At 40.9% G+C, this 26,277-nt stretch carries 20 protein-coding genes; 6 read left to right on the top strand and 14 right to left on the bottom strand.

Features of this window, described 5'->3' with window-relative positions; translation table 11 throughout:
• Positions 1 to 3: 3 nt before the first annotated feature.
• Together PR800_RS15020 and PR800_RS15015 are read right to left on the bottom strand one after the other, a co-directional pair.
• Positions 4 to 480 carry a hypothetical protein gene (locus tag PR800_RS15020; RefSeq protein ID WP_004262394.1) on the bottom strand — a complete coding sequence of 159 codons (477 nt, stop codon included), beginning with the start codon at positions 478 to 480 and terminating at the stop codon, positions 4 to 6.
• A 12-nt stretch (positions 481 to 492) separates the two neighbouring features.
• Entirely contained in the window at positions 493 to 1,281 is a 789-nt protein-coding gene (locus tag PR800_RS15015; RefSeq protein ID WP_036958500.1) for a DUF3100 domain-containing protein, read from the bottom strand.
• Between the two features lie 811 nt (positions 1,282 to 2,092).
• Between PR800_RS15015 and PR800_RS15010 the strand changes: the two genes are divergently transcribed.
• Positions 2,093 to 2,539 carry a GNAT family N-acetyltransferase gene (locus PR800_RS15010; RefSeq protein WP_166265558.1) on the top strand — a complete coding sequence of 149 codons (447 nt, stop codon included), beginning with the start codon at positions 2,093 to 2,095 and terminating at the stop codon, positions 2,537 to 2,539.
• A gap of 76 nt (positions 2,540 to 2,615) precedes the next feature.
• Here PR800_RS15010 and PR800_RS15005 read toward each other — a convergent pair whose 3' ends face one another.
• The 3 genes from PR800_RS15005 to PR800_RS14995 all read right to left on the bottom strand — a co-directional run bounded on the left by PR800_RS15005 (position 2,616) and on the right by PR800_RS14995 (position 7,884).
• The gene (locus tag PR800_RS15005) at positions 2,616 to 5,579 is read right to left on the bottom strand and encodes a TonB-dependent receptor plug domain-containing protein (RefSeq protein WP_272531105.1); all 2,964 of its coding nucleotides are present in this window, start codon (positions 5,577 to 5,579) and stop codon (positions 2,616 to 2,618) included.
• 25 nt (positions 5,580 to 5,604) lie between these two features.
• Positions 5,605 to 7,059, bottom strand: a complete 1,455-nt coding sequence (locus PR800_RS15000; protein ID WP_102140016.1) for a porin family protein — start codon at positions 7,057 to 7,059, stop codon at positions 5,605 to 5,607.
• A gap of 78 nt (positions 7,060 to 7,137) precedes the next feature.
• Positions 7,138 to 7,884, bottom strand: a complete 747-nt coding sequence (locus PR800_RS14995; protein WP_206275941.1) for a Slam-dependent surface lipoprotein — start codon at positions 7,882 to 7,884, stop codon at positions 7,138 to 7,140.
• Positions 7,885 to 8,365: 481 nt separating this feature from the next.
• On the opposite strand from PR800_RS14995, the gene PR800_RS14990 reads away from it, so the two are divergent.
• Positions 8,366 to 8,989 carry an SDR family oxidoreductase gene (locus PR800_RS14990; RefSeq protein ID WP_210848556.1) on the top strand — a complete coding sequence of 208 codons (624 nt, stop codon included), beginning with the start codon at positions 8,366 to 8,368 and terminating at the stop codon, positions 8,987 to 8,989.
• 48 nt (positions 8,990 to 9,037) lie between these two features.
• Here PR800_RS14990 and PR800_RS14985 read toward each other — a convergent pair whose 3' ends face one another.
• Complete coding sequence (locus PR800_RS14985) at positions 9,038 to 9,574, bottom strand: GNAT family N-acetyltransferase (RefSeq protein ID WP_195697580.1); 537 nt, start codon at positions 9,572 to 9,574, stop codon at positions 9,038 to 9,040.
• A 314-nt stretch (positions 9,575 to 9,888) separates the two neighbouring features.
• Between PR800_RS14985 and PR800_RS14980 the strand changes: the two genes are divergently transcribed.
• A complete protein-coding gene (locus PR800_RS14980) occupies positions 9,889 to 10,803 on the top strand; it encodes an Rpn family recombination-promoting nuclease/putative transposase (RefSeq protein ID WP_210848557.1) in 915 nt (304 codons plus the stop codon).
• Positions 10,804 to 10,904: 101 nt separating this feature from the next.
• Here PR800_RS14980 and torD read toward each other — a convergent pair whose 3' ends face one another.
• From torD to torC, 3 genes are read right to left on the bottom strand one after another with little or no spacing between them, the layout of a single operon-like run.
• Positions 10,905 to 11,519: a molecular chaperone TorD gene (torD, locus tag PR800_RS14975; RefSeq protein WP_272531104.1), complete on the bottom strand. Its 615-nt coding sequence runs from the start codon at positions 11,517 to 11,519 to the stop codon at positions 10,905 to 10,907.
• The gene (gene torA, locus PR800_RS14970; RefSeq protein ID WP_102140010.1) at positions 11,516 to 14,062 is read right to left on the bottom strand and encodes a trimethylamine-N-oxide reductase TorA; all 2,547 of its coding nucleotides are present in this window, start codon (positions 14,060 to 14,062) and stop codon (positions 11,516 to 11,518) included. The genes torD and torA overlap by 4 nt, the downstream gene beginning before the upstream one ends.
• On the bottom strand, positions 14,052 to 15,230 hold the full coding sequence (gene torC / locus PR800_RS14965) for a pentaheme c-type cytochrome TorC (RefSeq protein WP_102140009.1): 1,179 nt from the start codon (positions 15,228 to 15,230) through the stop codon (positions 14,052 to 14,054). The genes torA and torC overlap by 11 nt, the downstream gene beginning before the upstream one ends.
• A 136-nt stretch (positions 15,231 to 15,366) precedes the next feature.
• Between torC and torR the strand changes: the two genes are divergently transcribed.
• A complete protein-coding gene (torR, locus tag PR800_RS14960) occupies positions 15,367 to 16,068 on the top strand; it encodes a two-component system response regulator TorR (protein ID WP_272531103.1) in 702 nt (233 codons plus the stop codon).
• Here the strand turns inward: torR and torT are convergent.
• A complete protein-coding gene (gene torT, locus PR800_RS14955) occupies positions 16,041 to 17,063 on the bottom strand; it encodes a TMAO reductase system periplasmic protein TorT (protein WP_407072551.1) in 1,023 nt (340 codons plus the stop codon). The two genes, torR and torT, sit on opposite strands and share 28 nt — an antisense overlap.
• A gap of 93 nt (positions 17,064 to 17,156) precedes the next feature.
• Here torT and torS point away from each other — a divergent pair, with 93 nt between their 5' ends.
• Positions 17,157 to 19,910: a TMAO reductase system sensor histidine kinase/response regulator TorS gene (gene torS / locus PR800_RS14950; RefSeq protein ID WP_272531101.1), complete on the top strand. Its 2,754-nt coding sequence runs from the start codon at positions 17,157 to 17,159 to the stop codon at positions 19,908 to 19,910.
• A gap of 51 nt (positions 19,911 to 19,961) precedes the next feature.
• On the opposite strand, the gene cfa is transcribed toward torS, so the two are convergent.
• From cfa to PR800_RS14935, 3 genes are all read right to left on the bottom strand, one after another.
• The gene (gene cfa / locus PR800_RS14945) at positions 19,962 to 21,125 is read right to left on the bottom strand and encodes a cyclopropane fatty acyl phospholipid synthase (protein ID WP_239979069.1); all 1,164 of its coding nucleotides are present in this window, start codon (positions 21,123 to 21,125) and stop codon (positions 19,962 to 19,964) included.
• 472 nt (positions 21,126 to 21,597) lie between these two features.
• On the bottom strand, positions 21,598 to 22,890 hold the full coding sequence (locus PR800_RS14940) for a cytosine deaminase (RefSeq protein ID WP_195697573.1): 1,293 nt from the start codon (positions 22,888 to 22,890) through the stop codon (positions 21,598 to 21,600).
• Positions 22,891 to 22,922: 32 nt separating this feature from the next.
• A complete protein-coding gene (locus PR800_RS14935) occupies positions 22,923 to 23,822 on the bottom strand; it encodes a LysR family transcriptional regulator (RefSeq protein ID WP_272531100.1) in 900 nt (299 codons plus the stop codon).
• A gap of 101 nt (positions 23,823 to 23,923) precedes the next feature.
• On the opposite strand from PR800_RS14935, the gene PR800_RS14930 reads away from it, so the two are divergent.
• Positions 23,924 to 24,367 (top strand): PACE efflux transporter, encoded by a 444-nt coding sequence (locus PR800_RS14930; protein ID WP_102140002.1) that lies wholly within the window; start codon positions 23,924 to 23,926, stop codon positions 24,365 to 24,367.
• Positions 24,368 to 24,423: 56 nt separating this feature from the next.
• On the opposite strand, the gene dbpA is transcribed toward PR800_RS14930, so the two are convergent.
• The gene (gene dbpA, locus PR800_RS14925) at positions 24,424 to 25,797 is read right to left on the bottom strand and encodes an ATP-dependent RNA helicase DbpA (protein ID WP_166265528.1); all 1,374 of its coding nucleotides are present in this window, start codon (positions 25,795 to 25,797) and stop codon (positions 24,424 to 24,426) included.
• Positions 25,798 to 26,277: the final 480 nt, after the last annotated feature.

The raw sequence follows: 26,277 nt of genomic DNA, 5'->3' as shown, positions 1-26,277 counted from the left end.
TGGTTAGATAACGCCGCTCCATGAAAGTGTCACTTGACCAATAAGTGCAGCGAATAAGAAAGTTCCCGTAAAGACCGCCAGTGAAACTGGGATGATCCGCCATGAAATGGCTTTAAATTTATCAATATCTTTACCGAGTGAAAGACCGGCAAATGCCAGAACTGTCGTACTGATGACAGCGAGTGAAATTTTACCTGTCATTGCGATCATTTCTTTATCGTAAGGGAATAATGGTGAACACAGACCTGCAGCAATTAAAGATACCCAGAAAATCACAGGTAACTTACCTAATGGTGGGATCTGTGCAATTAAGTATGCCACAAATGACATACCCCCTAATAATGCCATGGCGATAAGTGAGTCGCTAAAGACTGCGCCAAAGCTGCCGCGGCCATAAATTGAGCCTCCGAGAGCATCACCCAGTGAAGTGAAGATGATGACTAACACGATGATTATTGCAATTTCTGCCATCTTTTTCATGATCTTATATCCTTATTCTGTATCTGCTGATGCTGTTGCACGTTTTCTTTTGAGTTTGTTGTATAAGAAAGAGGCAAACGGTAAGGAGAAGAAAATATAGATGTACAGACCTAATACTGAAGACATCAAGTTTGCGGAGGATGAGAATGCTTGAATATCCGCAGCATGTTCAGGATAAAGCTCCAATAATGGTGCGACTGACGCAGCTAGCATCGAACCACTTCCGACCCCGGCTCCCATTGCTAAAGCGAGAGGGCTCATAATATCGAGTCCTGCGATAACACTGGCGATGATGCCCATCCAAACGGCTCCGTATAGTGTTCCGCAAATATACATTGCCATAACGCCACGGCCTTCTGGTGAACTTAAACCATATTTGGCTTCGATAATGGCGATATTGGGTTCACGACCAATAGAGTAAGTTGCACCAACGGCTTCACGGCCCATACCTAACATAATGGCAAGGGGTAAACCGAGTAAAATGGTACCGATAAAGTGACCGATTTCTTGCAGGATTAATGCACCACCGGCTTGAATAATTTTTTCCCAAGATGCACCAACGGAGGTGCTTAATTTTGCAATTAAGATAACTAACGCGACACTCATTATAGAGCTTGCGTGTGCCATGTTTTTTTCGCTGAGGATTTTGAATTTTGGAAAACTGATAATACCACCCATCAACATGGAATAAAGCATTGGAAAAACCATAACTAAACTGATTTTAATTTGCCCTATAGCTTCCGAAAGAAGAATGATAAGTAAGCTAACCAAAAGCAACTTACTATCTTTTAATATACCCATAGTGTTACCTTTCATTGGAAATGTTTTTAAGAGTTATTCGTATATATTTATAATAAAAATGCATCATTTTCGTATTCATACTATCCATGAAACTATTTTCTTGACAATATTCCGAAAGTCTCTTAGCCATGCCTAAAAGGCATGGTTAAAATCAATTAATTAAAATTAATTAATAAAAATGTGCTTATTGAATTTCTCTTGCATTTTAATATTAAAAATATTGTTACTTTTCAGTGTGATACAATATTTTATTAAGTTTTTAACATGTTATTTCATAAGTGATTTTGATTTTTAGATGCATTAATGCGAAGAGTTATCAAATACCTAATAAATGTGAGGTTGTTCAGGTTTTATGTATTTTTATATGAAAAGGTTTTATTTTTATTGAGTTTGTATAATGATGAAAATTTAGATTTTATTGGAGTTTATTATTGTGATTCTATCTTTTGTTTTTTCTTTTACCTGATTTGAGTCTGATTATTAGTTTAATAAACCAATTTGTTTTTTTAAGGTTTCTTCAAAAAAATTTGATAAATTACAATAATATTGTATTTGGCTGTGATATTTGACTTGGATCCCAATTTTGAATATTCATTAATTAGAAAGCAATAAATGAGTCGAAATTTTATTTTAGTCTAAATGCTGATATTAATGTTATCCGTAACATATCGACTGCTATTTGTTTATTGCGTCTTGAAAAATACAAAGGCACGAATGGCGCGAACAAAAAAGTATTTATTGCTAAATTTATGTTTAGCCATCTTTTTATCACAACGGTATTGTAATTGGTAAATTCTAAAGCAAGGTGTTTATGATTATTACCCTAAAAGATATCACCAAAGACAATTGGGTGGATATCATCTGCCTCGAGATAACCAAAGAGCAGGAAGACTTTGTTGCTCTTAACTCAGAGTCAATCGCAGCCTCAAAATTTTTTGATCATTATATTAATCGAGGGATTTATGTTGATGATGAGCCTGTTGGCTTTGTTCAATATTATTCAAACCATGAAAATGGTTGGCCAGAAGAAGTGTTTATTGACCAATTGATGATTGATATAAAGCATCAACGAAAAGGCTTTGGTTCTCAGGCTATTCCGCTAGTTCTGGAAGAAATTAAAAATTTGGGCAAATATAAGTCCGTATCAATTTGTTATGTTGAAGGCAATGACATGATGAAACCATTCTTTGAGCAGTTTGGTTTTGCAGTTGTTGACCAAGATGAATTCGACGAAACCATTATGCGGTTATTTTTCTGATACTGAAGTGATGAATATCCGCTCCTACTTAAGGTTAGCAGCGGATATTTATAGTGGGTAAATCAACAGCATTTATCTAAAATTGTGCATTTAATCCTAAGCGTAGTGTGCGGCCTGGAGCTGGCATCATACTGCGTGTTAGTGGGTCGATATAATAACGATCAGTTAAGTTGGTTACTAAGAATTCGACATTGATGTTTTTATCAATTTGGTAACTGGCATAGGCATCTGCTGTAAAGGTCGGGGTCCAGTGCATTGGGCTATTATTTGCCATTGAATAACTCCCTGGGAATTGCTGCATTAATTTCCGTTCATCTTTATTTTGCACGCTGCTGGTATAACGTAAGCGTGTTCCCACCTCGAGAGTTTCATCCATAAAACGCATGCCGAGGTTAGAGTTAATCGCATATTTAGGCTGTAATTGTGTGCGTAAAAAGCCACCGGGGAAACCTGCGGTGGTGCATTGAGAGATATTATAGCGGTTAGTTGGATCCAAATTAGCGGGTGCGGAGTCATCACAAACTTCATTTTTGAGGCGGTAATCAACACCAATATCCATAAATACCCCACCATTATCGTAGCGGGCCAAAGCTTCAATCCCCGCGGTTTTATGCTCTTTTACTTGAACAAAATTAAGACGTCCATCACGGTCAAATGCATTTTCGATGACAGTATGGTAATAGCCTATTTTCACATCAGCGTGACGTTCAGCACCGAGTAACCCTTGTAAATTACGGGAATAGCCAAATTCTATGGTTTTCGCACGTTCGGGTTTGAATAACATTTTCTCTTTGCGAGCTTCACTTTCCCCAGCAAACCCAATGCTATTTTCGAAAATACTTGGCAAGCGTACTGTTTCGATGTAGCGCGCATAAACGCGGTCGTTATCAGACAACCAAATATTGGCACCAAAAGCAGGCGCCCAGCCATGGCTTTTTTGTTTGCCTGAGAATTTCCATTTTTCTTCTTCAGTGAGCTTTCGCTCGATATCATCTGAAGGATGCGAATAACTTGCCCCATAGACGTAAACTTCTTTACCCGTTACTGGGTCGACAGCGCGTGCTTGAGAGTCAAAAGTTCCGTTATGGAAAGGGTTCGTTTTTGTCGTATAGCGCCCGTCTTTATCTGATTTCCATTCCGTGCGGAAATTGACATCTAAAACGCCATTTTCTTCTGGATGTTGAGAGCTATTTCTCTTGGTGATGAAAACAGTATAATTCGTGTCATCAAGCCCTATCGTTTTGAGTAAGATTTGTTTGTTCCTATAGCCACCATTGAAGGGTTGGTAGCCATTTTCAATAGCCTTATTATATTCATCTTGGGTTAAAATTCGGTTGTAATTGATCTGTTTAGCAAGTCGTTCATCAGGGTTTTGAAAACCTTTGGTTCGATTGCGCATTTGCTCTTTTAAGTAATCATCTTCTGTCCAGCCATCAATATATTTTGCTCCCGCATCCAACTCCAACCAACTCGTTGGGCGATAGTTAAAGTTAAAGGCAATACTGGTTTCTTGCCGATGGCCTTTACGTGGAAGGGCAATAAACGGGCTAGCAGTTTGCGATGGTGGAACGTCATTTGAGTCTAATTTTTCTTTGAGCATTGAACCGCGAATGGTTAAATCAAGAACGGGGGTGAGCGCCATGGTATTGCGTAAATTAAATCCAATGCGATCATTTTCAGAATTAGTTGCTGCGGTATTAATTAACGTGCCATCAATGTTAGGATCTTTGCCATCGCCATAGCCATACTCAAAGGCCCAGTCACGCTCTTTGGGCTCTCGAGGGTAGCCGCCAGAGGTATTGGTATCTCCTACGGAATGCGTCATCCAGATATTCGCATTTAGGTCAATCCATTGGTTATCTTCGGGTTTCCATTTGTATTCGGCATTATAGGCATTGACTGTAAAGTGAGCCAACGGCCATTGTGGTAGCACTTGTTTACCTTCAAGCTCAGCAAATCCTAAACGTGAGGGCATAATTTCACCATAGGTACTTTCACTCCGGCGAAAGCCAAGGTGTAGTGTTTGGTTTTCAGTGAGATATAAATTGGTTTTAACTAAATAAGATTCCAGCTCATTAGAGGTATTAGTCACTTCTTTTCCGGGGAGAAATACATTCGCAGCAAAAGGTAAGTAAGGATCTGGGCCAAGTTGTTGCTGTACTGTTTGTTGTTCATTTAGTTGAACGGATTCTTTATAACGGTGAGCGCCATTTTTCCCTGCAAAATAGTTGCCTTGGCGGCGATAGGCATAGGCAGCCATTAAATCGAATTTTTCTTGTCGAGTCCCAACCGCTATTCTTCCGCCATTATCTTTAAAATTGAAAAATTGTGCATTTCCTCGGGATTTCGGTGTGATGTGGACGACAGGATCGGAGAATACGGAGTTATTATCTTTATAAATCTCTGGGTGATCTCGGTAATCTTCGCCATAACCATAGTGAGGAATACGTTCACGAGTTGAATTACTGCTGGTTTCTAATTTTAAGCTGACACCAAACTTTTCATCTGGAGCGACAACGTCATCTATTCCTAGGGTTCTGATGGCTATCCCACCACCAACAGAGGTTTTTATATCACCAGCAAGAGAACCACTTTTTTCAATCTCAATACTACTAATGAGGTTTGGGTCCACATAATTACGGTTATTTGCCCCATTGTAACCCCGGTAAACTGTTAGTGATTGCTCTGTGCCGTCAACCGTAACAGGAACACGCTCTTGTCCTTGGATCCCTCGAATATTTGGGTCTAACGCACCACTGTTTCTTGCGTCACCGCTATAGACGCCAACTGCGCTATTGAGCACATCCGCGGTACTGGTACCTTTATAACGCTCAACAAGGTCTTTTCCTAAATAAATTTTAGAGCCTTTTGCATCATATTGGTCATCGTAGCCTTGTTGATCACGCTCTTTGATAGTTTTTGCGGAATCTTGGACAGTAATGGTACCGATGTGTTCTTCTTTTTCCCCTAAAGCAATCGATGGAATAAAAAGGGCAGTAATAATTGCAGTAGTAATAGGTGTTAATTTGTATTTATACATAGTGTTTTTCTCTGTGCCATAACGCTTAAAAACGGGTTTCTAACCCAATAGAAATTTCGTGCTGGTGATAGGAGTAAATTCCATCTGCGGAACTGCGATTGTCACGAAAGCGATAACTGGTATAAGGCGTAAATGTGAAAAATGAATAATTTGGAAAATTGAGCCGCGCAAAGTACATCGCTTCACGATCATGGCGTTTCACATTCAGGAGGTAATTGAAGGCTTGAAATTGGCTTTCTCGATAGGTGGCTAGTGCTAATAAATGCACATCAGGTGTAATCACGGTATAGAAGCCGCCTCGGACACCCAACTGGTCATAATCATCACTACGAACTTCTGTGGTGAGACGCGTCGCGTCAGCTCCCAAAAATAGGGAGGTATCTGGGGTGATTCCATAGACACCCGTTAGGTGTAGGCTACTTCGATTACCATCGGCACTGTCATACGGTTTTTGGTAATGAAGCTGTTGGTGATCCGCGGACATACTGAGGATCATGTTTGGGCTGAATTGATAATCAGCTTCAATTTTGCCACCTATCCCTAAATAACGACGCTTTTCATTGACTGTTTTTAATTCAACTAATGGGCCAACGGCGACAGTGGTATTCGCATCATTAAAACGGTATAAAGCAGCTAAAGAGGTGGTATTCTCACTAAATTCGGCATAGTGAGGATAGCGGTCGCCATATGATGTCCCCTTGATTTGCAGCGAATGATGGCCAGAGATAGGAATTATTTTACTCAGGCTCGCGTCATAGGTGAGCCCTGACGACGCGATGGGGTTGTCCATTTTTAATGTGCCACCTGGTACTTCCCAAATTTTATTTTTATCAGGGACTTGGTTAATATTACTGTTATTTTTATATCCGAAAGAGAGACTCCCGCTCCAAGCTGTGCGGTTTTCGATAGCGCTAATAAATTGTTGGATGGTCTGCTTTACACTGGCAGGTAATGCAAGTGTTTCATCGTTGATTAAGTTTTGGAATAAAGCCAAAGACTCCTTATTTTGATTATCGTCAAAATAAGCTCGGGCAAGTTCCAACTTAATGCGAAGAAACTTTGGTGACAGTGCCAGTATTTGTTGGTAGTGGGCAATTGCTTCAGGGTAATGGTTTTGCGTTTTAGCGATTTCTGCTTTTGCAAATAAAATAAGTAATGGGTCCGCATCAGTTAGCTGCTGGTAGCGAGGCAATAAGCGTTGTACGTCTTGAAATTGCCGATGGTTGATTGCCAAATAAATCGCCTGGCCTAAATCTTGAGCGTTATTTTTTAGGGTATAGTTTTCCCCATTTAGTTTGATTGATAGGTCATCTGGGAGTAGCAATTGGTCTTTATGGGGGACAACTGCACTTTTATCACGATAATTTTGTTTATCTTTTTGCCATAACAACTGTTCACGGTCTGTATCCAGACTGGTTGAAAATGCAGAGGGCGCGACCATTGTAACCATGATGGCAAGGGTTAATAAAAGATATTGCATAGGGTTAGCTTCGGTAATAAAGGGCGGTGACCAGCAATGTGTGATGCTTTGTTGTGGTCACCGAGATTGATTTACGGATTACTGGGAAATATTCCCACGGCTTCCCCCAAAGGCCATATCTTTACTGTGGTCGCTGAATTCAGTTACCCCAGCAATATGTTTAGCTTGGTCGCCAAAAAAGTGCCCGCGGGTTTCACCTAATGCGCCATTAAGTGTCGCATCTCCTGCGAAGGTAGCATTATTTTTAATGGTGGCATCAATGTTCGTCGCACCAATATTCCCTGCTAAAGATTTAGTACCAAAGTTAGCTGTCAGGGTACCTGCGGCCATTGCACCTCCGTTATATTGGCTTATTCCTTTAACAGAGTATTCCGCAGTGCCCGCTGTTGGCATATTGGTGGTGATGTCTTTACCTGAGTAGTAAGCCGTGTGTGTGGCGTCATTAACTTGCCCTGTCGATGACCATTCACCGAAATACACCTCAGCATCCGCGACTTTGGCAAAGTTAAATACGCCCATTTTGTCATGTGAACCAGGGCCATTCGGCATGGAAATCACATGCGCTTCATTTCCCTGTTTTTTTGGTGCCATTTTTGTTAGGCCTGAGAATGAAATTATTTTTCCACCATATACAGTTTGCACACCAATACCGGGATCTCCGATAGCGCCACCATGGCCACCATTTGTCCCTTCTGTTTTACCAACGCGCACGGAAGGTTCATTTGGGTTGAAAGGCTGGCTTTGGTCAAAGCCGATCTCAGCAGAAGCGGCAAAAGTGACCCCACTCGTGGCGAATGCTAGGGCGATAATAGTTAACTTTTTCATCGAAATACTCCATTTTTATTAAAGATATTAACGATACTATTGATTAAGAAATTATTATTTCGCATATATATGACGGTAGGTATTAAATCAAATAATAATATAAATGCAAATGATAATTCTTCGCATTAACATTAAAATAATTATGGGTATCAATGGGATACTGGTATTTTGTTTGTTGTTAGTTGTTGATATTACGATTTATTTTTGTAATTAATTTGTTGGTTTATCATTTTTTATGATAAGTGTTTTTTTACGAAAAAGTTAAACTAGTCACATTTTAATGAGTTTGATTAAATGAATTACATAAAAAACATTAAAGTTAGTGTTGTTTACTTTTCCATCGTTGATGATAGCTATTCGCGGCTTAAATAGATTCAAATAATAAATGCAAATAATGCGCATTATCATCTATATTGTGGTAATTTTAGATCTTTAAATCACAAATAGATTGATGTATCACTCAAAACAAAGGGAGAAAAAAATGGCTCCATGGTTAATTTTTGGCGCGGGTGGAAAAGGTGTTGGTCATCAGGTTGCTCAGTTGGCAATAGCAGAGAAACGCCCAGTCATCGCGGTTGTACGTAATAGGCAATCCGCATCAGGTTTAGAGGCTTTAGGGGGACAAGTGTTAATTGGCGATGCTTGTGATAGTGAGGTGGTTAAGGCAGCTTGTCATGCCGCAGGAACAACTGCTACGGTTATTTCAACCATGGGAGGTACGCAAGATTATTTAGCTCACCGCACGGTGATTGATTGTGCCGAGCAAGCAGGTATATCTCGTATGGTGCTAGTCACGTCACTAGGTTGTGGAGACTCATGGCCTTATTTGTCTGCTCGGTCACGTGCTGCGTTTGGCCAGGCAGTGAGAGAAAAATCCCTTGCGGAGTCATGGCTACAAACTAGTTCGTTAGATTATGTAATTGTTCGCCCTGGTGGGTTATTATATGGTGAGCCAACGGGAAAAGCAGCTCTTCAACAAGAGGTTGAAGTTCATGGTTTAGTGATGCGCGCAGATGTTGCTTCACATGTTTACCAATTGGCTAAGCAAGAAGAATTGAAAAAACAAATTTATAGCGTGGTACAACCCGGCCTGACACCCGCTTAATAAAACTAATGTTGTTTTTTAGCCTATCTGGCTTTTATCACATATAGGCTACCATTGGTCTCCACTGCGAAAGTCACAATATAGGGGCTGTGAAAAATCAATTAAATTGTTTTTTGACCACCCCATAACACCACCTTCTTCATCCACAGAGTGGATATAATGGCCTTGGTTGAGCTCATACAACGGTCCATTCCAAACCTGCCAACCGACAGATTGATATACATGAAAGCCTTCATCTGATGCAGAAAGGAGGCCTAACTGATAGCAACTGGCAATAATTTGGTTGGTAGCCTGCATGAGTTGTTTACCGATCCCTTGGCGACGGTAGTTTTCTAGTACAGCCATCGCTTCAACATAGCCAACCGTTATTGGCGTGTTACCGATTGCCATATGGCGTTGAATAATAGCAACATGACCAACAATCTGTTGATGGTCATAGGCTAAAACATGCATTCCCCCTAAAGCATGTTCGAAATCATCATGGGTAAAATCTTGCTCAAAGCTTTGATATAGCACGGAATACAATGCCTCTCTATTTTCTGTTGAAAGTTGAGACGTGTGTTTGTGTTTATATTCTATTGTCATTTAGCACCGTGGAATAATTGCAAAGAGGAGAGAATGGAAAAATGGTTAAGCTTGTAGAGTAGTATATCGCTGTTCAAAATAGGTTGTGGTGATTTTAATGTGCTAGTGTTAAAAACTATTTTAGTGCTTTTTAATAAAGCCATCGATATACTTTGTGGTATTACTCAAACGTTATTTTTATTAATATAATATTGACATTATAAATATTATTTCACTCCAAAATTTCGAATTTTATCATGTCGTTATACTGAACAGACAATCTAGGTATTTTGCTTTATTGTGTGGTCGTTGCTCTTTTCAATAAGGATTATTGAATGAAGAAAAAAACGACATCAACGATACATGATGCGGCTTTTAAAGGATTTATGGCAAACATTGAAAATGCGCGAGACTTCTTTGAAATTCATTTACCGGAATATATAAAATCATTATGTGATTTCAATACGTTATCGCTGACAAATTCCTCGTTTATTGATAAACAACTTCGCTCGCGGTTATCGGATGTATTGTATTCAGTACAAACCTCTCAAGGGGAAGGGTATATTTATCTTTTAGTTGAACATCAATCAACTCCCGATAAACTCATGGCGTGGCGTTTAATGCATTATGCGTTTTTAGCGATGAATCAGCATATTCAGCAAGGAAAAACAACATTACCCATTGTTGTACCGATATTATTTTACCATGGGGCGCGTTCGCCTTATCCATATACACAACTTTGGACGGATTGTTTTCCATTACCAGGGATTGCACATGAGTTATACACACAACCATTTCCACTCGTAGATATTACCGTTATTGACGATAATGAACTCGTTAATCATCGAAAAATTGCGGTAATGGAATTAGCGATGAAACATAAATATCTTCGGGATGAATTCCAACAGGTACTCCCTCTCTTGGCGAAGGCACTCAATAAACATTATAATAGTGATAATGACATCATAACTATCCTCAATTATCTGTTTATTGCTTTAGACTCGCATAATTTTGAACAAGTTATTCAAGTTTTAGGGGAACAGACAGAAAAGCATAAGGAGACAATCATGAATATTGCGCAACGATTGCAAGATAAAGGACGACAAGAAGGACTGCAAGAAGGATTTCAAAAAGGCCAAGAAGAGGCAAATATAACAACTGCACGGAATCTTTTGGAGCAAGGAGTTAATATTGAGATAATAATGAAAAGCACTGGGCTGAGCCGTGAAAAACTTATTTCTTTACAGTAACTCAGGTGTTATGACTAAGATTTAAAAGGGATATTATTTATTAATATCCCTTTGTTTTTAATAATAGTTGAATAATATATAAATTATTTAAATGGCATTTATTAGGTTTGCTTATCCCATTGAACTAGCGCTAACAACAGCTGACTCAAAGCAGCATAAAAACCAAATTCATCATATCGTTGGCAATTTTGGCTAAATATCGGTAGCCATTGCAGTAAAAGTGACAACGTTTTTAGGCGTAATTGTTCCACTTTTTCTTGCGCCAAATGGGCTTCATTTAATGAAAAATGTAAGTGGCTTAATAGCTCCAAAAAAATTGAAACATGGTCAGAAGGCTCGTTAAATGCCTTACTGGTTTCCATTCCTGCCTCGGCTAATAGGTACTTAATCTGTTCATTACCATGCTCACTGTTTGGATAAACTGAGGCGTAAGGTAAGGCGGATTGCTTATCTGACATTAAGAATAAACTGCAAAAATCTGCGGCTAATTCGAGCTGAGCATCATTTCGCATCATTAGCGCTTGGATTTTTGTTTTAACCTCTTGAATTGGCGAAATTAAAACGGGTTCCTGTTCGATAGTTGTAAACCAATCCATCATTTCGCTAGATTGAAGTTGCGTTATCGTTGCACTATCTAATTCACGTGAGAATAATTGTGCTAACCATGCATAAACACAGGCTATTTGTTCTGACGATAAAGTAATTTCTTTGGTCATCTATTCACCTGTGATGCAGGAACATATTCACATTGAGCCACCATTTCAATTGGCCCATCGAATGCACTGACGTTATCCACTTGCCCTGTGTATTTTTCTATCTCCACGATCGTCGTATGTGCGCTGGTGGCTTGAGCGAGTTGAGAGGTTCCTATATCCAATGTCAATACGTTTGGGTTTCCGTATTTACACAGAGCATTAATTTCTCCACCCTTAGTCGGGTCATACCAAGCTCCTTCATGGATACGAGCAACGCCTTCTGTATATAGGTCCGAAACCACGGCTCCGGCTAACACTTGCCCTCGGTCGTTGAAAACACGAACGATATCACCATTTTGTATACCTCTGGCTTTTGCATCTTTAGGGCTAATAAAGATAGGCTCTTTGCCACTAACGGAATAATATTGGCGTAATACAGGAGATTCGCACAATTGTGAATGTAAGCGAAAATCGGGGTGAGCAGATTGCAAATGTAATGGCCATTTTTTTGAACCAGGGCCACCGTGGGAGCGTTCCGCTTTTTCGAACCACATTGGGTGACCTTGGCAATCATCATATTGCATGTCGGCAATGGTTTTCGAATAAATCTCAATTAAACCACTCGGTGTCCCTAAAGGTTCTAAGTCGGGATCTTCCCTAAACGCTTGATGACGAACAAACATTTGTGGATGTTCAAATTCCACATAGCCTTCTTTTTCCCAGAACGTATCGAAGGATGGTAAATGAATACCACGGCCTTTTCCTTGCTGGCTGCCTTCTTGCCAAATGCGTTTTAGCCAGCCCATTTCGTCTAAACCTTCAGTAAAGGCTTCTTCACGGCCAAAACGACGACATAGATCGCGTAAAATGTCGAAGTCATTACGTGATTCAAACTGCGGTTCAACGAGCTGTTTCATCGCAATAATGCCACGATTTGAGTGGTTACCGTATTGGTCAAGGTCATTACGTTCAAATTGTGTGGTTGCCGGTAATACGATATCGGCAAAGCGACAGGTGGATGTCCATTGATTATCAATAGAAACAACCGTTTCAAGCTTGCGCCAACCTTCAATAATACGGTTAATTTGTTGGTGGCGGTGGAATGGGTTGGTTCCAGCAAATACGCACATTTTTAGTGGTGGCAATTTAACTGCTTTACCGTTCCAATTGATTGTTTTTCCTGGCTCTAAAATCGCATCGATAAAACGAGCAATAGGAATGGTGCTGCTGTAGCCTTTGTAGTCATTGTTATCATGAATGGGTGGCACTTTAGTTGAGCCGGAAAAACCACTTAAAATAATCCCCTGACGGCTTGGTGTACCCGCGCCATTATAATGCCAGCCGAAGCCAAATCCTCCACCCGGTAAGCCAATTTGACCTAACATCGCAGCTAAAACAACAATCATCCACGACCATTGTTCACCATGTTGCATACGTTGAACGCACCAACCTGCAATGATTTGGGTTCTATCTGCTGCCATTTGTCGAGCTAAAGCTCGGATTGTGTCGGCATCAATACCGCAAATTTCAGCTGCCCATTGTGCATCTTTGGGTTGTCCATCCGTTTTTCCCATTAAGTAGGGAACAAATTGCTCGAAACCGACACAGTATTCTTTTAAGAAGGTTTTATCATGCAAACCTTCACTGTAAAGCGTGTGGGCGATGGCTAATTGCAGTGGTACATCCGCTTGGGGGTTAATAGCGATATGTTGAACATTTGCACGTCCAAGGTAATCATGAGTTGAGGTGATTATAGGGTCAATACTGATGACTTTTATCTCGCCATTAGCCGCTTTCTCTTTGAGTTGTTCATAATATTCATAAACGTCATGATCAGGACACCACCAGTTAGCTTGTTGGTTTTTAATCAGGTCAGAGCCCCATAATACGATGGTTTTACTATTTTTGAGGACTAGCGGCCAAGAGGTTTGTTGTTCATAAACCTCCATCGACCCAACGACTCGAGGTAAAATGACTTGTGCAGCCCCCGTTGAGTAGTCTCCGCCAGTACTAACACTATTGCCATGCAGGGCAATGGCGCGGGCTAACATACCTGAAGCATTGTGGAGCATCCCGGTTGATTGCCAACCATTTGCAGTGAGCAGCCCACTTGGCCCATAAGTTGTTTGAATACGTTCTAGTTCTTGATAGAACAAATCAAGGGCTTCATCCCAAGAAACACGTACGAAACGGTTATCACCCCGTTGAGAAGTATCACTTAAATGACGTTTACGTAGCCAATCAACACGAACCATTGGATAACGGATACGAGCGGTGCCATGTACATGGTCAGGCAATCCTGCAATCATTTTTGATGGGAATTTATCGTGTTCAAAAGGTTTTGCTTCGATAAAACGGCCATCAACTACAGTGGCGCGAATTGCACCCCAGTGTGACCCAGTCAGAATGCCTTCTTGTACTACCGCAGCTTGTTCGCCAACTGTCGCAGCGCTAGCCTTACGCGGTGTTAATAGGGAAGGGCCTAACATACCTGCCACAGTGAGCCCGCCAAGCTGGAACAAAAAACGTCGACGAGAAGCTTGAAAAGTTGGATTATTTTTCATTCTGTACTCCGTTATCACCGTGTGAAGATCCTGCGGTATCAGATGCATTCATTTGTAAGTATTTCAGTAAGGTACGCTCTTCTCGCTTATCTAAACTGGTAAAGCCAATCATACCGTTTAATGTGCCTATCCAACCGTTAGCATCAAAGTGAGCGATATCTGGCGCACCATGGCATTGATTACATGAACCGTTATATAAAGAATCTGCATAAGCCCATATCGGTTTGATATCATTGACCATATCGCCTTGTTGCATCCATGCAGTTGCTTGCAGTTTGCTCCATGACGTATCTGTTGCAGCGACAACGGTGCTTTCTAAATTTTTCACATTTTCTTGAACATCACCGCGTATCGAAGCGACGAAAATTCGCTTACCGGGAAATTCAGATAGAACGCGTTGGCGACCATCGGTTTCTGTCCACCCTGTTATTTCAACTTGTAGCCAATCGCCATCACGTTTTAGAACTTTCACCTCTGAGGCAGGAAGTAACGAGCCTGCGGGGTCTTTATCCCCTTTATTGGCATAAAGAGGTTTAATATCAAGTGAATAAAGAATGTCAGCATCACTGTTTGCTTTCGCTCTTAACTCATCAAATTGTTTACGAAAGCCACTACTCATATCGGGTAGTTGATGGGCAATCCCTTTATGGCAATCAATACAGGATTGATTTTCTTTCGCAGCAATTTGCATTTGGCGAGCCGCTTCTGGGTTTTGTTTTGCGTGATCCATCGAGTCATAATCATGGCAAGAGCGGCAAGTGGCTGAATTATTCTCTTTCATGCGAGCCCACTCGCGTTCCGCAAGTTCGGCACGTTTGGCTTCAAATTTTTCTGGGGTATCTATCGAGTGAGCAATAAATGTTTGATAAATATCATTGCTTGCTTCGAGTTTCCGTTTAATCATGCCTGGAAGGTCGGAGGGAATATGGCAGTCATGGCATTCTGCGCGTACGCCAGATGCATTTTGGAAATGTACAGATTGTTTATATTCTTCGTAAACGGGTTCCATGCTATGGCAACTGACACAAAACTCAGTGGTGCTAGTCACTTTCATCCCAACATGGGGGACAACGATTAACGCAACACCCACTGCAATCCCGACAACGATTAACGTTAGCATTGACCAACGAGCACTTGGTTTTCGCAACGCTCTCCAGAGTTTCCGCATAATAGCCCCTGTAATTATATGGTTTAATACAGGCGATCTTATTGAGTTAATATGAATAGCGGTACTAGCCAGAATGAACAGCTTACGGCAAGATATGAGCAAATATGAACAGATATGAACAGAAGAGAGAGTATCAATGACATCACATCATATTGTGGTTGTTGAAGATGAACCCGTTACTCAGGCTCGCTTACAGGCTTATTTTGAGCAAGAAGGATATCGTGTTTCTGTGACGGGGAATGGTGCAGGTCTACGTGAAATTATGGATCAGCAGGCCGTTGATTTGATTCTGTTAGATATTAATTTACTGGATGAAAACGGGTTAATGTTAACAAGAGCAATACGTGAGCGTTTCACGGTGGGGATTATTTTAGTCACCGGCCGCTGTGACCAAATTGACCGTATTGTGGGTTTAGAAATGGGAGCAGATGATTACGTTACTAAACCCTTGGAATTGAGGGAGTTAGTCGTTCGCGTTAAAAATTTACTTTGGCGCATTGACCTTGCTAAGCCTTCGCAAACCCAAGTTGTTTCTCAAGATAATTGCTATCAGTTTGCGGGCTATTGCCTAAATGTCTCAATGCATACACTCCAATTTGAAAATCAGGTTATCAAACTCACACGGGCAGAATATGAAATACTTGTGGCGTTTGTGACTAACCCGCGGGAGATTTTAACCCGAGAACGTCTGTTACGTATGTTATCTGCCCGACGAGTCGATCACCCTGATTTACGCACCGTGGATGTACTTATTCGTCGTTTACGCCATAAAATCAATGCTGATTTATTAGTAACTCAGCACGGTGAAGGCTATTTTTTAGCTGCCGATGTATATTGATATACGGGCCTAAAGCCTCCAGGGGATAATGAATTGCGTAAGTGTTCACTATCGGCATTTTGTTGAGTAAGCACTAAAATCGGCGGGCTGATATTGTTTGGAACCGGCTGCTCTTGTAGTACTTTGATGGCTTGTTCAATCACTAGCTCACCTTGCCAAACCATCTGGTCGCTGGCGGCCATAATTATTCGGCCTCTTTTTAAGCCTCGGTAGACTTGATGAGACAAGTAAAAAGAAACAATATTCAGTGGTTTCGTTAAGTTACGGCCTTCACCCATTGCGGCCTCAGCGGCAATCGCTGTGCCAACGACAACATTAATATCAGGGTTACGCTCTAACATTTCATGCAACAAATTGCGTTGCACCTCAAGGTCGTTATCCCCTTGTGCGACGTCCACAATTTGTACTTGGCTACCTGCAATAGCTTCTCGGAATCCTTGTTCCATTTCATGGCTGCCACCGGCATTTAATGGCCCTGGCATGAGTAAAACTTTCAATGGCTTGCTTTGGCTCCATTGCACTAAATAGCGCCCCGGCTGATAGCCCATTTGGAACCAAGGTACACCAACACGGGTTTTTATTGTGTTATCGTGGGTGGCATTGATGACTTCAATGACAGGCGTATTTCCCACGAGTTGGCTAAGGTTTGGAAAAGTTGTGGTGCTACTTCCCAGTAAGATAGCATCTGCTCCCCATTGTTGGCATTGCGTAATTTGCTTTTGTTGGGTTGCTAGTTGGTTATAACCACCGGCTTCTAGTACGTTTAAGTCAACGCCATAGTGTTTTGCCGCTTTTTGCATACCATAATTAATTGATAACCAATAAGAATCTTTTAAACTAGGGTAAAGCGCGCACAACTTCCAGGTTTTTGTGGCGGTTACGGGATCATGTGTTTGGTGATTAAAATGTAGGTTATCACGCCACTGAATGAATGAACTATTCTGTGCCATTGCTAGGTTCAACAACGAGTGAAATATGAACAGGAGTAAAATCAATACACGCATGATAGCCTCACAAACCAGAAACCGTTATCCTAAATGCTTTCTTACTGCTAACTCAATCATTTTAATTTTTAGGCTAACCAAACCGTGAATTTATCACTAACTAGACGATTGTGGATGGGCTTTGCGCTGATGGCCGCATTGACCTTTATCAGCACCCTTGTAGGGTGGTACAACTTACGTTTTGTTAGCCAAGTTGAACAGGCCAATACCGAGGCTCTGATCCCAACCATGAATATGGCAAGGCAACTGAGCGAAGCAAGTGCTTGGGAATTATTTTCTGCACAAAATCTCACAAATGCGGATAGTGAAAGTATTTGGTTAGCACAAGGGCGGATGTTAACAGCACAAAGCCTGAAAATCACGAATATACTGAAAACATTACGAGAACAAGGTTTTAATACACAAGATATTGAACAGCAAGAAAAAGAAATTGCTCAATCATTAAGCCAGCAGGGTGAGTTAGTCGGGCAGCGGTTAAAACTGCGCGCAGAGCAACAACAATTAAGGCAGCATATAATTGCAGCGGCAGGTGATATCGCCCAAATGGCACATGGTCAGGCAAACAATGCTGCCACTTCAGCGGGAGCAACTCAGGTCAGTATTTATGACCTTATCGAAAGGAATCAAGGGGAACAAGCCCAACAAGCCCTTGATCAACTAATTGATATTGACCTTGAATATGCTAGCCAAATGAATGAACTTCGATTAAGCGCGATGCGTGTACAGCAAATGGTACTTAATTTAGGTTCAAACCAGCCCCACCGTAATATGGCTGAATTAGAAAAACAGTTGAATTCTGCAGTTAAAATCTTACAACGTCGGCAAAAATATATTGAAGACCCCGCAGTGCGAGGCCAAGTAGAAAACGCGTTAAATAGCGTGAAGCGCTATACAGAGTTAATTGCGTTGTACCGGCAAGATAACGACATCACAACACGTTTACAGATTTTATCACAAAATAATATTGACCAATTTGCACGTTTTAGTAGTGAAGTAGCGCAATTAGTTAACATCATTGAGCTGCGTAACCAAACCGCATTGGGGCAACTAAAGCAAGCCAGTGAGCGGGGGCAGAATTGGTTGTTAGCATTGAGTATTGTCTCTCTACTCTCATTGGTTTTGATCCTTTGGCGAGTGGTTTATCGCTTAGTGACAAAACCGTTGGCGCAGCAGACTCAAGCACTTCAACGGTTGTTAGAGGGCGATATTGACTCCGCATTTCCTGAAACCGCAGGAGTGAAAGAGCTTGATACTATTGGCCGTTTAATGGATGCATTTCGTGAAAGTGTTCATGCCTTAAATAATCAGCGTGAACAGCTAGCAGATGAAGTCAAAGCGAGGACGGCAGAACTGCGTGTGATGGTCGTTGAGCACCGAAAAGCTCGTTCTGAAGCGGAACAAGCCAATCAGGCGAAATCGGCATTTTTGGCGGCAATGAGCCATGAAATCCGTACTCCTCTTTATGGGATTTTGGGGACAGCGCAACTGTTATTAGAAAATAAAGCACTTAATCAGTATCATGATGATTTATATGCAATTACTGACTCAGGTGAATCTTTATTAGCCATTTTAAATGACATTTTGGACTACTCCGCAATTGAAGCCGGAGGACATAATGTGTCTATCAATGATGAGCCTTTCGAACCCAAGCCGTTATTAGAAAGTACTTTGTATTTAATGAATGCGAGTAATAAAAACCCTGCTATTCAGTTAGTTGCAGATGTTGCGGATGATTTGCCGATTGCTTTACAAGGGGACCCGCTACGGATCCGACAAATTATCACAAATTTACTCAGTAATGCATTGCGCTTTACTCAACAGGGGCAAATTACGTTACGCAGTTGCCGTTATGGCAAATATTGGTTTATTGAAGTGGAAGACACAGGGTGCGGCATTGATAGCTCGCGATTTACGGATATTTTTAAGCCATTTGTGCAAGTAGATAGCCAGCGGGGTGGAACGGGGCTTGGACTGACAATTAGTGCAAGTTTAGCGCAAGCGATGGGCGGTGAATTAACGGTTAGTAGCCAATTAGGGAGCGGGAGCTGTTTTCGTTTAACACTGCCGTTATGTATCGCCTCGCATCCCGTAAGTAAATCGGCTGATCTGCCATTAGACATGTTGGGCGTGCATTTATTACTCATAGAAGACAACCCATTGACTCAGAAAATTAGTGGGGAAATGTTAACCCGCAGCGGGGCACAGGTCACTATTGTTGGGTCTGCAGCTGAGGCGCTAGCAGCCCTACAAACTGGGCAACAATTTACCGCGGCATTGGTGGATTTCGGTTTACCTGATATCGATGGTATCACCTTAGCTAAACAATTAGCGAAAACCTATCCCCAATTGATTTTGATTGGTTTTAGTGCTCATGTGATTGATGAAACTTTACGCCAACGGACCAGCCAAGTTTTTCGTGGAATTATTCAAAAACCGGTACCAAGAGATACGTTAAACAAGTTAATCGTTAAATATATTTCAGGCGGTGAATATACATTGCCTGCTCCTAGTATTCAGGAGAAATTTATAGATTTACAACAGCTTATTAGTGATGCCGAACTAATGGGACTTCCGAAAATTCGCGAATGGGTGAGTATTTTTAAACAGCATTCCTTGCCTTTGATTGACCAAATTGACATTGCGCTAGCAGAAAATAACACAGAACAAGTCAAGCGCCTTGCTCACCAGTTAAAAAGCAGTTGTGCCAGTTTAGGAATGCAAAGTGCAGTAAAAACTTGTGAGTTATTAGAGCAGCAGCCAATGGCGGATACTCAATTGAAAGATAATGTGCAGCAAGGCTTACAGGCTATTGAGCAATGGTTGAATGAAACACATTGATTCTTTAACTAGCCCGTAAGATTAACGAAGGTATATGTTCAAGACAGAAGCTTAGCGAGCAACCCGTAGGCCTCCATTCACACCTTGTGGGCTCCAAAGTATTTGCCATAACTGAATGTCTCTAGCTCTAAATGCACCTGCACAAGCATTTAGATAATAGGAAAACATGCGTTTGAAACGAGGTGTATAATTAAATTCGAGTTCAGGCCAAGCGGCTTGGAAACGGGAGTACCATGCCATGAGTGTATGGTCATAATCAGCACCAAAATTATGCCAATCCTCCATCACTAATTTACCTTCACTGGTTTCACCAATATTTTGCACAGAAGGTAGGCAGCCGTTTGGAAAAATATACTTATTGATCCACGGGTCGACATTCACTTTACTTTGGTTAGAGCCAATGGTGTGAAGTAAAAACAGGCCATGAGTTTTTAAATTGCGCTGAATAACATCAAAGTAAGCCGCATAGTTTTTCGGGCCGACATGCTCAAACATGCCGACAGAGACAATACGGTCAAATTGGTCATTGAGACCTCGATAATCTTCTAATTTAATATTGACATCTAAGCCTGCACAGCGAGCTTGAGCATATTTTTGTTGCTCCGCGGAGATAGTGACACCGGTGACAGAAACGCCAAAGTTTTTTGCCGCATAGGCGGCAAGTCCCCCCCAGCCACAGCCAATATCAAGTAATCGCATCCCCGGTTTTAATTGCAGTTTTTCGCAAATTAAATTTAATTTTTGTTCTTGTGCGAGATGAAGGTTTTCAGGAACCGTTTCTATGCCTTTCCAGTAGCCACAGGAATATTGCATATAAGGGTCGAGCATCAAGGAAAATAAGTCATTCCCGAGGTCATAATGTTCTTCTCCAACAATACGAGCGCGTTTTAAGGTTTGTAGATTACGAACACGTGCAACAGCAATTTTTAATGTATCACTGAAGTTATGAGGTATTTTTTTATCGAGTCTATGGCGTAATACATATTGGAAAAATATATCTAAGCGCTCGCAATCCCACCAACCATCCATATAGCTTTCACCTAATCCTATTGAACCTTGTTGTAGCACGCGTTTAAAGAATAGGGGGTTGTGAACTTGAATATCAAAAGGGCGGGAACCATTAATTTTAATGCCAGCTTCACTTAATAGCTCGGCAGCAATGCGTTGCCAAGGGTCGATAGTGTTTTTTTGGTTAACGATGTGTTCAGTACTCATCTGATCTCCAATTTTTTTCAAAGTGGGATTCAGAGAACTTTATTTGTGACGTATTCGCGGTACAGCAAAACAGGAATATTGACCACCACTGCATGACAGTCAGTGTATTAGCGTTATTGTTGCTATAAATAAAGCTCAAATCCAGTTTCAGATAACTCTCTAAAAAATATAAAACGTTCACATTGAATTTCAATAGAAAATGCACTTAATACGTAGAAATGGCACTTATAACCAAAAAAGGAGTTCTTATAAGACGTTTATTTGCACTCCAAAGCTTTTTAAGCTCTGCAATAAGTATTGGATTAAGTCTAGTATATAGGAATGACTTTTGTGTAAGAAATACGCTATTAGTTGCTTTTTATCCGATTAAGATTAGTTTTCGGGCTGATCATATTTAAATTTAATGATGAGCTACAAGATAAATGGCTCACCGATGATTATAGGGAGCCATTTTGGAATAAAAAATTAATGGTTAGATTTTTGGAGTATATCCATAACGGATTGTTTCCGTTTGTTCTAAATGAATTTGGGTTACCGCAGGTTGGGTATTGGCGATCACCTGGCCATCTCGAATAGAGTAACGCACGGGGACTTGACGGCGCACGGCATCGAAGCCATTTTCTGCTGGTAAAATCAATAAACTAGCGCGTTTTCCTTCACTCACACCATAATCTTGCAAGTTCAACGTACGTGCGCTGTATTCACTGATCAGCTTTAATCCGTCATTGATTTGCTGGTAACCCATTAATTGGCAAACATGTAACCCCATATGCAGGACTTGCAGCATGTTGGCAGTACCTAGTGGGTACCATGGGTCAAATACATCGTCGTGACCGAAACAGACGTTAATCTCCGCGGCTAGCATCTCTTTAACACGGGTGATACCTCGACGTTTAGGGTAAGTATCAAAACGGCCTTGTAAGTGAATGTTCACTAACGGATTAGCCACAAAGTTAATCCCAGACATTTTTAGCAGGCGAAATAAACGAGATGTATAAGCACCATTGTATGAATGCATTGCGGTGGTATGGCTTGCTGTGACGCGAGAGCCCATGCCTTGTGCATGTGCTAACGCTGCGACCGTTTCAACGAAACGGGATTGCTCATCATCGATTTCATCACAGTGGACATCAATCAAACGGTCATACTTCTGCGCTAAAGCGAATGTTTTATGGAGAGATTCTACACCATACTCACGGGTAAACTCAAAATGTGGAATAGCACCAACGACGTCGGCACCGAGGCGTAATGCTTCTTCTAACAGGGCTTCGCCATTTGGATAAGACAAGATACCTTCTTGAGGGAAAGCAACAATTTGCACATCAACCCAAGGTGCGATTTCTTGTTTTACCTCTAACATCGCTTTCAGTGCAGTTAATGTCGGGTCTGACACATCCACATGGGTGCGAACATGTTGAATACCATTGGCTATTTGCCATTTAAGGGTTTGCCACGCTCGGCTTTTAACGTCATCGTGGGTGAGCATCGCTTTGCGCTCAGCCCAACGTTCGATACCTTCAAAGAGCGTTCCAGACTGGTTCCAATTGGGTTGCCCAGCGGTTTGAGTGGTATCTAAGTGAATATGTGGCTCAACGAAGGGAGCGGTTACTAAACCACCTTCACCGTCTACGCTGTCTGGCAATACTTCGCCTTCAATTTGTGGAAGAATAGCTTGGATTTTCTGATTATCGATATCAATACGCCACAGCCCATCACACTCAGGTAAACGGATATTATGGATATGTTTGATAGTTTGATTAAGCACGGTTATCTCCGAATCAGTAGTATGGCGGCGATTTAAGAATGGGTTGAGGGTAGCGTCACTTTTTTTAGTAATTCAATGCATTCTTGTGCACCACGTTTAAGCACATGCCCTTTCAAACATACTGCATGAATAGGCAACTTAAAGCCATTTGGAGTATTTTTAAACTCAAGGGGTTTTAGTGAGCCATCGTTTAATTTATCTTTAATCAGTGATAAAGGAAAATTTCCCCATCCCATACCACTTTCGACTAAACCGAGAGCTAAAGAAAAACTGTCTGCTTTCCAATAATTACTGGAAACTAGAATGCGGATATCACTCAGTTCACGCTGACGACTCGCAATAATTATTTGCCGACTTTCAACAAGATCTTCGATATAAAGTGAAGTTTTATTTTGTAGAGAGGGATGTTTAGCAGAAATGGTAGCAATAATTGATTCTTCGCCAATATAATGAAACTGCTCTTGGGAATTAACATTTAAACCACCAAAGACAATTGCGAGATGAATTTGTTGTTCATGTAATAACGGTAAAAGATCATCTTGAGGGGCGGTAATCAGTTCAATATGCAGTAAAGGGTAACGTTGGCTTAAAATATGTAGAGCATCAAAGAGTAAATTGGCATTAATACCAGCCGCAATACCAATGGTCAGTGTGCTTTCAACACCTTGAGATAATTCCAGAGAAAAAGTATTGAGTTGAGATAAATTGGCAATAATATGTCGTGCGTAGGGCGCTAATGAAAGCGCTTTTTCTGTGGGTTTAGGTTCCCGCGTATGTCTATCAAATAATTCAAATCCAAGTTCAGCCTCTAGATTCGCTACTGCCATGCTAACCGCTGAAGGTACGCGTTTTAAGGCCCTTGCCGCTGCAGAAAATGAGCCTTTATCTAATACAGTAAGAAATACTGTTAAGTTATCACTATTAAATGGCATTGTTGACCTTTCAATAAAACTGATAGAAGCTGACTTTTATTATCATTGAATTATATTTATTTTACCACCTTATTGATAATGATATTTTTGGGGGTGGAAAAATGCAGGGGATTAAACGTAAAATTGTTTTTGTAACGGCTTATGAGGTTATTGGTTGGTTAATTTCAGCTTTAGCATTAGCTTTTCTTTCTGGTAATTCTGCGGAAACAACAGGTCCATTAGCTTTAGTCATAACAACGATTGCGGTTAGCTGGAACTTTATTTTTAATACTGCGTTTGAATATTGGGAATCAAAGCAAAAATCACGCATTAGAACTTTTAGGCGCCGGTTTGTACACGCCATATTATTTCAATTAACGCTGGTGGTTTTTTTAATTCCTTTAATTGCATGGTGGTTGTCAATTAGTCTTTTACAAGCATTAATACTTGATTTTGCCCTAATTATTTTTATCCCAATTTATACTTTCTTTTTTAATTGGGCTTTCGACAAAATATTTGGTTTACCGAAATCGGCATTACCGCAAGAAAATAACGTGGCATTATAGAATGACTAATGTGTTTCCTTCCTTTTTATATTGGAAGGAAACACAGAAAATATTGGTTATTTTAGTAGCCTAGCTTTAACGGATTTTCCTTTGATTTTCCCTTGCTGTAAATGTTTCCAAGCTTGTACCGCAACTTCACGTTTGAGTGCGACATAGGCATGGGTAGGGTGGATCACAATCTTGCCAATATCGGCACCATTGAGGCCAACTTCGCCGGTCAAGGCACCGAGAATATCACCGGGGCGTATTTTGGCTTTTTTACCACCATCAAGGCATAAGGTCATCATCGTCGCTTCTAACGGAGCGATACGTATACCTGTAGGCTCGGCTTGCCAATTAAGCTTCATATTTAACATTTCTTCTAGAGCATTGGCTCGCTGGGCTTCTTCTGGTGCACACAAACTCACCGCTAAACCGCTTTCTCCAGCACGTGCAGTTCGGCCGATGCGATGAACATGCACTTCAGGATCCCATGATAATTCATAGTTAATCACCATTTCGAGGGCTTTAATATCTAACCCTCGGGAGGCAACATCCGTAGCCACTAATACACGGCTACTTCCGTTAGCGAAACGCACAAGAGTTTGGTCGCGTTCACGCTGTTCCATGTCACCATGAAGCACTAAGACACTTTGCTTGCTTGCGGTTAAGGCATCATAAACGGCTTGGCAATCTTTCTTCGTATTACAAAAAACGACACAAGAAGCTGGCTGTTCACGGCTCAAGAGTTTTTGTAATAATTCAATTTTTTCGTGACGAGCGACTTCATAAAATTGTTGTTCAACGGCAGGAAGTTCATCAACACTATTGATTTCAATTGTTTGAGGGTCATTCTGAATTTGCTGACTAATTCGTGCAATTTCATCTGGCCAAGTAGCTGAAAATAATAGTGTTTGTCTATTAATTGGTGCGTAGTCAATGATGGACTCAATATCTGGCATAAAGCCCATATCGAGCATTCTGTCTGCTTCGTCTAAAACTAATGTTTGCAATGCATCAAGTTGTACTGTTTCACGATTTAAATGATCAAGTAAACGTCCCGGGGTGGCAACAATAATATGAGCAGCATGGGCAAGGGAGTCGCGTTGTACACTAAATGGCACACCACCACAGAGCGTTAAAATTTTGATATTAGGGATCGCGCGAGCTAAACGACGTAATTCATTAGCGACTTGGTCCGCCAGTTCGCGAGTTGGACATAAAACTAATGACTGAGTTTTAAATAATTTAGCGTCAATATGTTGTAATAAACCCAGACCAAAAGCAGCCGTTTTGCCGCTGCCAGTTTTAGCTTGTGCTCGAACGTCTTTTCCGGCAAGGATAGGGGGAAGAGCGGCCGCTTGGATCTGCGTCATGTTTAGGTAGCCTAACTCTTGCAAGTTAGCGAGTTGTTCCGCAGAAAGCGCGTTTAGGTCAGCAAATGAAGTCACAATACAATCTCAAATAGAATAAAAGACATAATGGCGCTAATAATACTATTCCTACCTTACTCTGTCTGTTTTTAATTCAAGATTAACGTTAAACCCTACAATCATCGATATGGGTTAAATGTCTGAAATGAGAGGGGGAGAATAAATTTCTCTCATATTCTTCTTTAATAGTATTACTCGATGGAAATTAAGAGTAATTACAGATATTAATGTTAAATTAACTCGGTTTTTGCCACCAATCAATTACATTACGTGATGATACATTTAACCAAAACAAAACATTTATTGTTTTATTTTAATGGGTTATATGATTCTTGCGATATGGTTGATTGTGAAGGATAAACAAAGTAATAATATTGTGACGGCTAGCTCATTTGCTGGTAATTAACTAACGTTATGAATTTAAAGAATATTAACATCCAAATAGAAAAGTTTTCTCTTAATTTGGAAAAAGGCATCAGTTTTTAGAAAAAATTTTCT

The sequence above is a fragment of the Providencia sp. PROV205 genome, assembly GCF_028479505.1.
GTDB lineage: Bacteria > Pseudomonadota > Gammaproteobacteria > Enterobacterales > Enterobacteriaceae > Providencia > Providencia huaxiensis.
The sequence above is the reverse complement of the archived record's forward strand: the minus strand, read 5'-3'. Positions and strand labels throughout refer to the sequence as shown.

Coding starts and splice junctions, on each gene's coding strand:
- PR800_RS15000 (WP_102140016.1), bottom strand. CDS start 7,059: ATGCAATATCTTTTATTAACCCTTGCCATCATGGTTACAATGGTCGCG.
- PR800_RS15005 (WP_272531105.1), bottom strand. CDS start 5,579: ATGTATAAATACAAATTAACACCTATTACTACTGCAATTATTACTGCC.
- PR800_RS14980 (WP_210848557.1), top strand. CDS start 9,889: ATGAAGAAAAAAACGACATCAACGATACATGATGCGGCTTTTAAAGGA.
- PR800_RS14985 (WP_195697580.1), bottom strand. CDS start 9,574: ATGACAATAGAATATAAACACAAACACACGTCTCAACTTTCAACAGAA.
- PR800_RS15020 (WP_004262394.1), bottom strand. CDS start 480: ATGAAAAAGATGGCAGAAATTGCAATAATCATCGTGTTAGTCATCATC.
- torC (WP_102140009.1), bottom strand. CDS start 15,230: ATGCGGAAACTCTGGAGAGCGTTGCGAAAACCAAGTGCTCGTTGGTCA.
- PR800_RS15015 (WP_036958500.1), bottom strand. CDS start 1,281: ATGGGTATATTAAAAGATAGTAAGTTGCTTTTGGTTAGCTTACTTATC.
- torR (WP_272531103.1), top strand. CDS start 15,367: ATGACATCACATCATATTGTGGTTGTTGAAGATGAACCCGTTACTCAG.
- torD (WP_272531104.1), bottom strand. CDS start 11,519: ATGACCAAAGAAATTACTTTATCGTCAGAACAAATAGCCTGTGTTTAT.
- PR800_RS14930 (WP_102140002.1), top strand. CDS start 23,924: ATGCAGGGGATTAAACGTAAAATTGTTTTTGTAACGGCTTATGAGGTT.
- torA (WP_102140010.1), bottom strand. CDS start 14,062: ATGAAAAATAATCCAACTTTTCAAGCTTCTCGTCGACGTTTTTTGTTC.
- PR800_RS14990 (WP_210848556.1), top strand. CDS start 8,366: ATGGCTCCATGGTTAATTTTTGGCGCGGGTGGAAAAGGTGTTGGTCAT.
- PR800_RS14935 (WP_272531100.1), bottom strand. CDS start 23,822: ATGCCATTTAATAGTGATAACTTAACAGTATTTCTTACTGTATTAGAT.
- PR800_RS14995 (WP_206275941.1), bottom strand. CDS start 7,884: ATGAAAAAGTTAACTATTATCGCCCTAGCATTCGCCACGAGTGGGGTC.
- PR800_RS15010 (WP_166265558.1), top strand. CDS start 2,093: ATGATTATTACCCTAAAAGATATCACCAAAGACAATTGGGTGGATATC.
- cfa (WP_239979069.1), bottom strand. CDS start 21,125: ATGAGTACTGAACACATCGTTAACCAAAAAAACACTATCGACCCTTGG.